The sequence below is a fragment of the Ruegeria sp. SCP11 genome, from assembly GCF_040329455.1.
In the GTDB taxonomy this organism is placed as follows: Bacteria; Pseudomonadota; Alphaproteobacteria; order Rhodobacterales; family Rhodobacteraceae; genus Ruegeria; species Ruegeria atlantica_E.
Genome location: NZ_JBDZYG010000008.1, coordinates 131,217 through 143,695, shown reverse-complemented (window position 1 = coordinate 143,695; position 12,479 = coordinate 131,217). Strand labels below are relative to the sequence as shown.

Below are 12,479 nucleotides of genomic sequence, written 5' to 3'. Positions count from 1 at the left end.
TCGAGCAGATGCTCGCCTCTAATGGAATACGGATTTCAGGGTTTCGGATAGTCGGTCGAGGTCATCTTCGTTGACATGCATGTATGGGGCGAACCGCAAGGAGCTGCCGCGACGGCTGAGATAGACATTGCGCTCGGCCAAGCTGGGGAGGAGCGTCTCTGGAATGCCGCCTTCGAGCCCCGCTCCGAGGATGTTAGGGCTCCGGACCTCTTTAGGTACTGGCACAAAGCCGAACGGCTCCAGGATCGCCGCGATGCTGTCATTGATGGCTTCAAGGGTCTCAGCGATGTTGGCCACGCCCCAATCAGCAATCTGCTCCAATGCCACAACGCCACCGGGCAGGATCGAGGGGATGTTCTTTTGACCCATCTCGAACCGGCGGGCCCCGACTTGGTATTGGTCGTTGTACTGAACGAGGTTCTCAAACACTTCGGCATCGGCCCGGCTGAGCCATGTCTCTTCCAAAGGCCGCGCATCGTGCCACTCGGGATCGGCGTAGAAGAGGCTGAGGCCATAGGGGCAAAGCAACCATTTGTATCCGGCGGAGATTAGGAAGTCCGGCTTCAGTGAAGCGATGTCGATTGGTTTGGCCCCTAACGACTGCGTGACCTCAAGGATGAAGTAAGACCCCACTGAACGGGCCGCTTCAGCGATCTTGTCGAGGTCAAGCAGAGCGCCATTGGTCCAATGGCAGTTGGGAATGGCAACCAGCTTGGTCCTGGGCGTGATGCGGTCCAGGACGGCTTGGGTCCATCCGAAGTCCTCTGGCGTTGGCACGACGACAAACTCGGCCCCTGTTTCTTGACCCAGGCGCTGCCACGGTAGGTAATTGGACGGGAATGCCTCGTCCAACACGATGATCTCATCCTGATCTGACAGGTGTTCTTCCAAGATACGAGCCACCGTTGACGATCCATAGCTGGCCGAGGGGGTAACGGCGAAGTTGTCGGCACTGACACCAAATGCTCTGGATGCGGCAGCACGAAAAGCCTCGGCATCCTCAAAGAAGTTGTTGGGCTTGCGTTCCCAGGGGCGACATTTGGAAAGGGCGCCCTCAACCAGAGCCTCGCCCGCCCTCTTCAGCAGTGGCGCATTATACGAGCAGTTGAAATACGCCAAGTCTGACGGGATATCGAACAGGTGCCTTTGTGACGGGATACTCGTCATCTCACGTCGCCTCTATGGATCAATGACATAGAACAAACATCTGATTGTATCACATCAAAGGGTCAATAATTTCATTGTATATAAGACAATGATTTTCCCTTCATACCTGAAGCGTCCTTGCTAAACCTTAGCTATACAATACAATCTCTGTATTGTTCAAAGAGCGGATCGCCCAATGCGAGCAAAGTACAAAGACGTAGCCGCCGACCTGGTACGAGATATCCGCAGTGGAACACTCAAGCCCGGTGACCGCCTGCCGACACATAGGGAACTTGCCCATCGTCATGGGCTGTCGTTGGGAACCGCAACGAAGGTGTTCTCGGAGATGGAGGCAATGGGCCTTACAATTGGCGAAGTCGGGCGTGGAACCTTCGTCCGCATGAATGCCGATGCCCGCGCGATGGAGTTTTCCTACGAGACTCCGGGTGAAGCGGTGGTGGACTTCAGCAAGAACCACCTGGTTCTGCCCGAGCAGGACGGCATCTTTAAAGATGCGATTGCAAAGGTGCTGGCCGATCCTGGCTGTGATGTACTCGATTACCGGAACAATCCGGGGGCCGAGTATGACCGGTTGACTGCATGGCGGTGGCTCAACGAAGACCGTGAGAAGCCCATCGACAGCCACCAGGCGATCACCATATGCAGCGGCGGGCAACACGCCTTGATGCTGGCATTGATGGCAACCTGCCGTCCGGGGCAAGTCGTGGCCGTTGAGCGTCTGACCTATCCGATGGTGCGTTTGGCTTGTGAGATGCTCCGCTTGGACGTGGTGGAAGTGGACGCCGACAGCGAAGGGATCATCCCAGAGAGCTTTGCTCGGCTGTGCCAAAAGCACGATGTCTCAGCACTTTTCAGTATCCCCAACGTACAAAACCCGACTTCGACCACGCTGCCGATGGAACGCCGGTCAGAAATCGTGAAAATCGCCAAGACGAATGATGTCATGGTTGTCGAAGACGACGCCTATGGCTTCCTGCTCGAACAGCCGCCAACGTCATTCGCTGAACTTGCCCCAGATCGTACGCTCTACATCCGAACACTCTCCAAGAGTTGGGCTCCTGGCCTGCGAGTGTGCTTCCTCGTTTCGCCAGACAGCTATAAATATGCCGTGGACCGTGCCCAACGCGCCTCCGTCTGGATGAACGCACCACTTATGGTCTCAGTTGCCTCTGAGATCATTGCATCCGGTCAATACAAGGCGGTCGTGCGTGCCAAGCGCAAAGAGGTTTTCAAACGCCAAGCGATCTTACGTCGTGTTCTTGATGGCATGGAGGTCGTAACAGAACCACAAAGCATGCATGTGCTGCTACCTCTGCCGTCCAACGCTCGGCAAGACTGGGTGGTAGAAGCTCTCGCTGAGGCAAATGTGCTAGTGTCCCCCGCTTCTTTGTTTGCAGCAAAAGGCGAACGCTCCGGACTGCAAAATGGGCTTAGGCTGTGTATCGGCGCGCCTCGGGATCGAGCGACCACGGAAAGCGCACTGATAACTATTCGAACAGTGGTACAGGCTTCACAGAACAAACGGGCTTGGGGTTGAGCTGACATTGCGTCTAGGACTCGAAAGGGGGGAATGTCCGCTAAGCCGGAATTGCAAAGTCTTGGATTGAAGGTCCGCTTCGGGCTGCGGCCCGCCAACCATGCAAACCGCAGAGAACGGCAATATTGAGCCCAAACGTACCATTGCTGCGGGATGCCCCTGTTACGGCAATGCGCAGAAAGCAGACTTTGCAGAGTTTAGTGGATGGCCGACAGGAGACGACAAACGCCAAGCTTTCACACTGCAACGTCTCCCGCCATTTGAGATATTCGATGACCCGGCACCAGAACCGACCACAGTTGTGTCCGCTTCAGGATTGTCTTTACTGGCGGCGGCCGAATTGGTGTCCTGAGCACAGGTTTGGGCCGGTATAGCGCCGGCTCGAAATGTAATAATAAGCTTTGCCACCATGCCTAACTGGCAAACCTCTGCCACATGGCAATCCTTTCCAAAGTATGGGTCGAAACGGGCAATCTAGAACGTCACACGAACACGGATACCCGCGGTTAGAACATCATCAAAGGCAGTAGTGGCGGCGGGATTTTTGACCCACTGAATCGATGGAGTAATCACAAAGTTCTGGACCAGCGTGAGGCGATAAAAGGCCTCGGTTGTGATTTGATCGCGCAATGCTGGATTAGACGGATCGCCCCAGCTGACACCCAAGCCGATGACGTCGCTGGCGACCCGATGCTCTGTGTCAATGGCGATGCCGAGCCCAGCGGTCACGTCGGTCTTCATCAGAGATGCATTGCCGTCCGAGTGACCAGCGATAAAGAACGGAAACCACTTATCATTATAGAGCCTACTGGCGAGAAACGTGACACCTTTGCCTGCTGGAACGCCCTTGGCCGCCAGCGCGTCCTGATGCCAGAACTGCAAGCGAACCACATCCCAGCGACGTCTTTCCGGAGTGGTCGGCCAGTACCGGAATTCAATCGACTGATAAAACTCTTTTTCACCTATTGTGTCGAAGGGATTCCCGGCTGTTGTTGCATTTGCGTCATGTATGCCCGCAACCACGCCAAAGTGAGGTGTAAACTCGTATGCTACGCCACCACCGATCCCGCGACCGGGAGATGGCTTGGTTAAACTGCTTTGCAAGGCGAGGTTCTGAAAACCGCGCAAGCTCGAAGACAAAGCGTGGCCATTGTACCAGGACAAGGCGCTTATCTTGCCCAATACGAACCGAAACCGCCCGTCTAGCAAGGCCTGACGCCAAGCCAGCTCCGTGACGGCAAATCCGAAATCACTGAATCCACCGGAAGGTGCGATACCACCGTATTGAGACGCAAGGCTGGTTGGTGGGATAGATGTCCCAAGTGTGGTGCGCTCTTCTAAACGAAAGGTCAGCTTTCCAACGTTTTTGGTGTTGCGTCCCACCAAGGTCCATGCCCCCTGGAGTTGCAACCGGGCGGCAGCGGCATTGTCTTCGCCCAGCGTCCTGTTCACCTCCTGACGCAGGGACTGATAGCTGAAACCAAGCTCCAGACCGTATTTGTCATTGACCCTTTTTTTCCAGTCGAACCAAGGTGAAAAGAACTTCTGGACTCTGGGGAAGGTGAGAAGGCCATCAACCCGGTGGTTGTCAATCCAGAGATCCTCAGTAACGCTGTCACCTGTTTCGAGACTCGCCGGCTCACTATACCCGGAAAGCGTTTGGCCCTGATCTTTCGAATTTGATTGAGCGTTGGCACAAACATTGCTCAAGATGAGCAGCATCGCGCCGCACCCTAACCTGCGAGCCGCTTCGGCGCAGAAAACTGTCTCAAGCATCATTGGGCGCTGGAGCCGAAGCGCGTGTAATACTGGTGCATGTCATCGCCGACCATATTTACGGGCCCGTCGGTACTGGCTGCGATCACGACGTCTTCAGTCGGCGTTGAAACCCGAAAACTCCATCCGTCAGCAGGCTTCAGCTGTTCGGCGAGGTTCGCTGGATCACCGCCCTGCACATTCGGCCCGTAGGCGTTAAGCGCGTATGTATTACCGTCGGAATCTACCAGTTCATAGATTGGCTGGCCGGCCTTGAAGACCAGAGTCTGTTGCTTAGAACTGGTAAAGTTTGCATATGGGCTCGATCCTTCGCTACCGCTGAGCGCAGTCACCGGTAAACTCGCCGCATATCGCGCATCAATTCCCCCAAAGGTTTTGGTTTCCGCGAATTCAACTGTTTGACCATCCGCCGCCCAAAACTTCGGCCCATTGAGTTGAGCGGCTTTGGCTTCATGGTTCGCAGCAATTGAAGTGACATCCATGGCACTCCACTTGTCTTCCGGGCAATCATTTGAAGCTGATGTGTTATAAATATCAACGCGGTCGTCAAAAACCAGGAGGATTTCACAGAAGCGCATACCGCGAATGTCGTTGAGCGTGACCTTCTCCATTTTATGGTCTTGGGCATGCGCGATGCTCATGGTGGTCAAAACGATTCCCAAACCGAGACTTGCGACTGTTGTCATTGTGTACATTTTTCCCCCTCTTGAATTTTTGATTGATAGCAATTCGAGCCGCAAAACATCTTTGAGCGGCGCCTATTTAGCCTTATTCCCCAATCAGTTATCATCACTCTCTGCTTACTCGGTATCGGAGGACCCCGTTCTGGTGGCAACACCAGCCCATCCGGCTGCACCGGGGCCCCTGCGCCCAACACCAACGCCGTGAAAGCCTCTACCGACGCCGCCGCCGGGCCCAATGGTATCAATAAAAAGCGCGGCAGGCCCGTTGCCTTTGGGCAGCTCGCCATCGAGCACGAGGTATCGGTAAATTAGATCCTCGCCCTCGATGGTGGGCTCGAACAGTTCCAAGACGACAAGCGAATTCTGGTCTTTTCCGGGCTCGAAAACAGACAGCGCCGCATTGGGAGGGGTTTCGCCGAAGTTGCCGTCGACCTCTGTCCAGGCTTCTAGGTATTTATCCATCGAAATGTGCCCCGCCTTGCGGTAGGGACGGTCAGAAAAATAGACGGTCTGCGGATCGGCATTGAGCAACCGAACTGTCTTTTCGTATTCGTCGATTTCAACGCCAGAGGCAGTTTGAACAAACAAAAGCTGAATGCTTTCCTCTTCGGCAGTTGCGGCTGTGGATAGGGCAAAAAACATCAAAGCAAGATATTTGAATGGACGACCAAAGATGCTCATCATCTGTACTTCCCTCACTTTTACGCGCCACTTGTCCTCAATGTTGAGTCAACGGTAACTCTCATAAACCATTAGCAAGTAGTCACTGCGGACCCTCAGCTAGTAGTCCGCGACTAAAGTTGTCCGAGTTGCACCCAAGTGCCCAATCTCGGAGGATTATTCTGTTTTTTGAATACTATAGTTCGACCTGGAATTCGGGTTTTGACTTTGCGCGCCAAAAGATCACTTAGTGCCTTTAATCAGAAGCCGGTTTCGTCAACTTGGTCGGAGCTTTGCCGGCCAGTCGGCGAATAGCTCTTGAAAGGGCTGATTGGTCTGAATACCCCAAGCGTTCCGACAGGTCCGAGAGCGAGATGTCTTGCACCCCCAAATGTTCCAAAGCCAACCGGGTGCGCACTTTATCAAGTTCTGTACTAAAACTCGTGCCTTCTTCGCTCAAGCGGCGCTGTAAACTGCGAACGCTCATGCCTGCCGATCCGGCGACACGATTGATACTTGGTTCCCCGCCGAACAGCATTGACGATATTACCGACCTTACCGAAGCGGCGAGGCTTGGGTCTTCAGACAATGGCGGGATGTTTCTTTTAAGAAGCTGAACTGAGCGATCCCGAGCGATATTTCGAAACGATCTGAAGGCTACATTACGGTCGATCTCGATCCGGACGATCTGCGAATTGGACGGCACAACCGGGCATCCAAATGTGTTTTCCAGGTAATCGGTTCCGCGTTCGGGGTGGCTGCACATTTCTATTTTTCTCAGCAATGGTTGCTGCATACCGGTAAGACGACAAAGTTGTTGGATCAAAGATGAAAAAAGCACATGTATTGCGTGCAAAGCAGCAGGTTCAACCTTGAACGTCAGGCACTCCTCAACCCAAAGAGAAGACGTATCCATCTCGGTCTTAACAGTTTCGTGGCTGGAGTGCATTGGCAGTGCGATCTGAACGCGTTCAAGCGCCTCCGCTGGTGTGCGCGCACCTAATGCAACGGCGCCAATGAAGCCAAGTTCGATCAGGCTGGCTTCGGACACTATTCTGGAGCCGACGTCGCTGCCATGAGTTTTTGCCATGTCTCCAATGAGCTGAACGACATTTTGCGTTGGTACAGGGTCGAAAGGCGACAGCGCGAACCAGTAATCCAGATCAGCAGACTTAAGAAGTTCGCTGGTTGGAAACCGGTTTTTCTCCAGCCAACCGACCAAAGGAAGGACATTTGCGGCCCGGATAAGTGGAATAGTTCTTGGCATTTCCTCACAGTTTGAACACAGGGACAAAACACCATTAGTACAATGATTATATTGGGTTGAAAGCCTTATTTTCGACCGCAACTGGTGAGTCAGTGCTCATATCACTCGGCTTGGGCTGGTTTAACTTGTAGTATGTAGAACCGACCATCGACAGTGGGAAAGTAGATTCGGCCTCCGTAACCTGGCGTAAATAGTGCATTGGGAAGTAACGGCTCCATCGGATCAGACTCTGCCAAAAGCCGGCCAGTGGCGGCCTCCCGCCACCGCAATACTTCGGAATAGTTTTGCTCAAAATATGCATCCTGCAATTTCTGAGAAGGGTCATTCAGAACCATATCCGATGTGATCAGGACCCTCTGATCCTTGGGTCCGAAAGTCGGTTGAAATGTGTTGTTCATGTCTTCCAGCAGGTAGACGACTTCCATCTCACCAGTTGCTGGATCAATGTGAACAGCGGCGACGGATCCCATTCCCATGTCGGATGAGAATACCATGTTATTTTCAGGATCAGACCCGGCCTTCGGGGGCGCATAGCTCCATTCACCGCTCTCTACATCGAGGTCGCCATGTGGAAAGATGCGTCGGACCCGCGTGGGGTCACCTTGATGAACAGCGATAAGAGACGATGCGATCTCATAGCTACCGTTTCCGTTGTTCTGCACGACGAGCCAGTCACCCATCAACGTCGGGGCCGTTCCGGTTGTTTGCCCCTCTAATTGGGTGACGGTTTCGAAGTTTTCGTCGAGCTTCAGCTCTTTCAACTCAGGATCCCACCATACTCGCATAAGCGATGCGTCATCGGCGAAATAGGTGGCGATCCGACCCTCCCATGTGGTGACGATATGCGGTGAACTGGCTGACCTCGGGAGATCAATATCGTCGAGAATTTCAAGCGTGTCAGGGTTCATTGCCACAAGATGCGAAGCAGCTTGTATCTTATCTTCTTGCAAACAAAGAGTAATTGCCAACGTCCCTTGATAGGTACACCCGGTCGGTCGATTTTGATTTTTTAGGATGAGCGTGCCGTCAGGCGCGGCCGTCAGGTGTTTAAAGTTCACGTCCTCTGGGCGAGCGTCGCCGCTTGGCAATTGATCACTGATCTTCAGGATACGGCCGCTGCCGGGATCTATCAGTGCAACGCGAGTGGACCACATGAACACGATGTTGCCATTCTCAAGGATGTTTAGATTGCTGTTTGCATTCCAGAAGTTCTGGATCGGCGGATTGCCCAGATATGTCTTCCAGATCGTCTGCCCTGAGCTCGGATCAACTTTTGCTACGAAAGGTGCTTGTGGGATATTCTGATCTGTCGGAGTTCCTCCGCCTGCAAGGAACAGCTCTCCCGGCCGGCGGTTGTTGAAGTAATATGCGCCGATATGCTTGTCATCGCTCTTGTGGGCAAATACCTGGTTGGCGTCCTTCCAGGAGCCGGTGAAACTCCAACAGGGGAAATGCCCACTGCGATGCGCGTCGGCAATTTCGGCTCCGTTGAGGGACTTGTAGTATCCGGGCGTCTTTAGCGCCTTCTGACAAGCCAGTTCCTTCTCGTACAGCCAGACGTCGCCTGGGATCGGGTAGCCGCCTGCTGCTGCCTCCATCGGTGTCAAATCTTGCGCAGCCAGTGGCGAATTTGTAGCGATCAAAACAACAAGTGCGCAAGATGCAACCTTGGACAAGCGGGCCATAAAATAGTTATCCATTTTCAGCTTCCTATTACTTGAAACAGCGGCGGGAAATACTTCCGGTCAATCATGAATACTGCTCCAAGATTTGCCGGAGCACTTAACTTTGCGCGCCAAATTCTTTTGAGCAATGATGTCAGACAGTCTTCCCAGTCTAATCTGATTGCAACGAAAGGACCGTTTGAAGTTTATGCTTCAGACGGGCTTTGAATGACAGGAAACGGGAAATCTTTTACTCCACAGGATTCTTCATGTGGCGCCCGCAAAGGGATTCTGCCTCGGCAAAAGCGTCGTGTGCAAAGGGTGGTTGTGTCCGCGAAGCTGGAACCGCAAAGTCTTGTTTTGAATGTCCGTTTAGGGTTGCGACCAGCCAATCATGCTTGCTGCGGAGAACCGCAACACTTGCGGCCCTGTCAGAAGAACCCGTCTTGTTCCCGCGTTGGTTGGCATGGTCTACTTCTAGTGACGACAGAACCATGAGAAACGCGCATTATGACATCCAAAAAACAGTTACTTATGAAGCTTCTCAAGGGTATCGAAACCGGCGATTCTGAGGCGGCCTCTGTCGTTAACGAAAGCAAGTATATTCAGCATAACCCACGTACTGGCGAAGGAAGCCCTGGATTGGCAGAACTTTTTGCGCGTTTGGCCAAGACAAACCCGCGTGTCACCTTTTTCCGGGTTTTCCAGGATGGTGATTTCGCATTTGCGCACAATGAGTACGACTTCAACGGCGTGGAAGTTGCGTTTGAAGTATTTCGCTTTGAAGACGGGAAGGCGGTTGAACACTGGGACAATATTCAAGAGATCCAATTTCCGAATCCATCAGGCCGAACAATGTTGGATGGGGACACCGAAATCACAGATCTCGACAAGACCGAGAGCAATCGGGAATTGGTCCGGGAATTTGTCCAACGCGTTCTGATCGAACGGAAATTCGAGTTGATGGCGACATATCTCGCAACCGACCTTATTCAGCACGATCCAGAGATCGCTGACGGCATCTCTTCCCTGCGCGCCGCACTTGATGAAGAGCAAGACGGCGCGCCCAGAATCGACCATCAGAAACTCCACCGCGTCCTTGCCGAGGGGAACTTCGCCCTTTGCATGATTGAAGGCCACCGGTATGGACAACATGCAGGCCTATTCAGCCTGTTTCGTCTTGCCGATGGTCAGATCGTCGAACACTGGACCACTTGCACGCCGATCCCTCCTCGCCATGAATGGAAGAACGACAACGGTAAGTTCTAGCGGGCTCTGACAAGACTGACGTGTCTCTTTCAGCGGCGAAAATAGCCGTTTTTGGCCAAATGCCCGAAAGCAGCCATTAGTGAACTCTAGCCGAAATGGTGCGTTGGTCCGATCTCGGGAACTACAATGTCCAGTTGTGAATGTCCGCTGCGGGCTGCCACCAGCCAACCGAACTGATTGCTGAGAAAGACAACTTTGACTCTTCTTAGCCTTTTTGCGGCATGGCAACGGACGTCAACCTCATTGAAAAAGAAGTCATCAGGATATTTCTTTTCGAGTAGGCCGTCGAATAAACAGGGTTTCAGGTATATCAATCACTATTTCCCAAACAACGTTGCTCGAAGCAAAAACGTCTTTGAATCCCTGCATATTCGACGGCTCGTCCGAGATCAGGACCCAACCTTCATCGGACACGCTACCGATCAATCGGTCTAGCACCTCCAGCCGATCTTTTTCCAACAACATGTGCAAGGTGCGATCTATGAGCAATACGTCGAACTTATCTTCGGGAACAAAGGTCCTTATGTCTTCGACGATGCCCTCAACACTTAAATTCTCGTGACGTGCTGCTTCAAGCAAATCACGAATGCCATTGGGAGAGATGTCAACACCTACAACGCTGTGACCCAACCGTGCGATGAACAACGCGTCACGGCCTTGACCGCAGCCAATGTCCAACACGCGCAGTGGTTTGCCAGAGTATTGTTTGAAAAAGTCGACAAAGACTTGAGTGGGTTCTCCAAGTGCATTGCGCGTTGACCGATAAAGCTTGTCGAAGTTGTACGGTATATACAGGCCAAACATCTCTGTTGTTGAATTTGACAACCCTTCTTCCAGCTCAAATCCATTTTTTCTCAATACTCTGGCAGAAGCTGGGTTGCCCGTTTCAACACCGCCGTAAAGCTGCACCGATTGGCCGTCGGCCCTGTACCATGTGATGAGACCCGAAATCAGTTCGGTCGCATAGCCTTTCCCCCAGGCGCGTTCGCAAAAAAGATACCCCAGATGAACTGTCTTAAGCGTTTCGGGTTCTAAAAATTCAGCTAAGATCAGAAGACCCAAAAGGCTATCATCAGCTCGATCTCGAACCGTCAATACCTCGCTCTCGGCAGCGCGCTCGTTTATCCAGTCCTTTATCGAGGAACCGGTATCATGAATCTGCAACGGTTCAGGCAGATGTTGTAAAACAGCAGGTGTTAGAACGTCCTTAAGTTCATCAATCAATTGGTGTCGTTGTTCATAATTGCTCACTGTCTCTGACCAGCTTTGAACTCGCAAGCGCGTGGTCTCAAATTTCCTTGTCTGTTCCAAAGGGTCTACCTCGATTTGATTACTTTCAAAGTTGCGGAAGCACTGTTGACTTCGCGCGCATACAGGTTAGTTAGAGTGACTGACTAAATAGGATGGTAGCATGAAGTTGGCAAGGCTGATCGAACTGGCGCACAGACAAGGCCACAGACAGTGGGCGAAAGCAGGGGGGCATCTGGGGATGACCCACAGCGAATACGAGTATCTTCGCGCGATAAAGGATCAGGAAGCCAATAAAACGGACAAAGATGATCATGGGCAACATCTTCAAGATGTTGTCGATGATATGGGTGTTCGAAAAGCATCAGCCAGTGCGATGGTCTTGAAGCTTGAGGGTCGTGGGTTAGTCGTGCGTTTCCCTTGTCAGTACGACGCCCGCGCTCAACACATAATGCTAACTGAACAAGGTCAAAACCTACTGTCTTCTGGCGAGCAGATCTATGAAGCAGCAGCGAAGGCGCTGCTTGAGGAACTGTCCGAAGATGACGTCAGAGCGATTGAAATCGCAGTAGGGCAGCATCGGAAACCGGTCTGACAAGTATTTTGCCGCTTAAAGTAAGTCAGTCTGACTAACATAATAAGGAAACTGAAATATGACGTTCGAACTAGTCCTAATGGCAACGGCCATCCACATCTTGATCTGGGAGAAACTCCCTGAATGGGGAACGTGGTTCAACCGCTTCATTGCGGCGCTGCCCCGGCCGCTAAGTTCACTCTATGAACAATGGCATTGCCCGTACTGTGCCGGGTTTTGGATCGCGCTGGTTCTACATGGCTTGACCGGGTTTTGGACGATACCGGCACTTGCAACGCTGCCAGGGCAACTTGGTGTTGCTGCGACACCTATCGGGTGGTTCTTGGATGCCCTTGCCTCAGCGACTTTGATCTACGCAGCAATCATCGGCTTGAAAGCCGTTGGCCTACCGGCCATGAAAGCTCACATGATGAAAGAGGACTTCATGAAGTCCAAACTTTCGAAAGACGGTGCCTAAATAGCCGAAGAGTACTAGTTGAGTTTGCGGGCAGATAGAATGTCCGCAAACGGCCCTAGCTTTAAACTCGTGCCAGTCTGTTAAGGACCGATTTGTTGCGCATCTCGGAACCTGCAAAGCTTGGTTGCGAACGTCCGGTTCGGGCTGCCACCAGTC

General features: G+C 52.6%; 11 protein-coding genes. 4 read left to right on the top strand and 7 right to left on the bottom strand.

What is annotated here, in order from left to right:
- Positions 1-18: 18 nt before the first annotated feature.
- Positions 19-1,167 carry an aminotransferase class V-fold PLP-dependent enzyme gene (locus ABLN94_RS14150; protein WP_352993319.1) on the bottom strand — a complete coding sequence of 383 codons (1,149 nt, stop codon included), beginning with the start codon at positions 1,165-1,167 and terminating at the stop codon, positions 19-21.
- Positions 1,168-1,342: 175 nt separating this feature from the next.
- Here ABLN94_RS14150 and ABLN94_RS14145 point away from each other — a divergent pair, with 175 nt between their 5' ends.
- Complete coding sequence (locus ABLN94_RS14145; protein WP_352993317.1) at positions 1,343-2,704, top strand: PLP-dependent aminotransferase family protein; 1,362 nt, start codon at positions 1,343-1,345, stop codon at positions 2,702-2,704.
- Between the two features lie 474 nt (positions 2,705-3,178).
- Here the strand turns inward: ABLN94_RS14145 and ABLN94_RS14140 are convergent, their stop codons facing one another.
- The 5 genes from ABLN94_RS14140 to ABLN94_RS14120 form a co-directional block, all read right to left on the bottom strand.
- On the bottom strand, positions 3,179-4,426 hold the full coding sequence (locus tag ABLN94_RS14140; protein WP_352993315.1) for a carbohydrate porin: 1,248 nt from the start codon (positions 4,424-4,426) through the stop codon (positions 3,179-3,181).
- A gap of 53 nt (positions 4,427-4,479) precedes the next feature.
- A complete protein-coding gene (locus ABLN94_RS14135) occupies positions 4,480-5,166 on the bottom strand; it encodes a hypothetical protein (protein ID WP_352993313.1) in 687 nt (228 codons plus the stop codon).
- A gap of 114 nt (positions 5,167-5,280) precedes the next feature.
- Entirely contained in the window at positions 5,281-5,847 is a 567-nt protein-coding gene (locus ABLN94_RS14130; RefSeq protein WP_352993311.1) for a hypothetical protein, read from the bottom strand.
- A gap of 232 nt (positions 5,848-6,079) precedes the next feature.
- A complete protein-coding gene (locus ABLN94_RS14125) occupies positions 6,080-7,090 on the bottom strand; it encodes a helix-turn-helix transcriptional regulator (RefSeq protein WP_352993309.1) in 1,011 nt (336 codons plus the stop codon).
- A gap of 101 nt (positions 7,091-7,191) precedes the next feature.
- The gene (locus tag ABLN94_RS14120) at positions 7,192-8,790 is read right to left on the bottom strand and encodes a hypothetical protein (RefSeq protein ID WP_352993307.1); all 1,599 of its coding nucleotides are present in this window, start codon (positions 8,788-8,790) and stop codon (positions 7,192-7,194) included.
- Positions 8,791-9,264: 474 nt separating this feature from the next.
- On the opposite strand from ABLN94_RS14120, the gene ABLN94_RS14115 reads away from it, so the two are divergent.
- Positions 9,265-10,023, top strand: coding sequence for a nuclear transport factor 2 family protein (locus ABLN94_RS14115; RefSeq protein WP_352993305.1), 759 nt, complete (start codon positions 9,265-9,267; stop codon positions 10,021-10,023).
- A gap of 258 nt (positions 10,024-10,281) precedes the next feature.
- Here the strand turns inward: ABLN94_RS14115 and ABLN94_RS14110 are convergent, their stop codons facing one another.
- On the bottom strand, positions 10,282-11,274 hold the full coding sequence (locus tag ABLN94_RS14110; RefSeq protein ID WP_352993303.1) for a bifunctional GNAT family N-acetyltransferase/class I SAM-dependent methyltransferase: 993 nt from the start codon (positions 11,272-11,274) through the stop codon (positions 10,282-10,284).
- 160 nt (positions 11,275-11,434) lie between these two features.
- Between ABLN94_RS14110 and ABLN94_RS14105 the strand changes: the two genes are divergently transcribed.
- Together ABLN94_RS14105 and ABLN94_RS14100 are read left to right on the top strand one after the other, a co-directional pair.
- Entirely contained in the window at positions 11,435-11,866 is a 432-nt protein-coding gene (locus tag ABLN94_RS14105; RefSeq protein WP_352993301.1) for a MarR family winged helix-turn-helix transcriptional regulator, read from the top strand.
- A 58-nt stretch (positions 11,867-11,924) separates the two neighbouring features.
- A complete protein-coding gene (locus tag ABLN94_RS14100) occupies positions 11,925-12,323 on the top strand; it encodes a hypothetical protein (RefSeq protein WP_352993299.1) in 399 nt (132 codons plus the stop codon).
- Positions 12,324-12,479 lie beyond the last annotated feature (156 nt).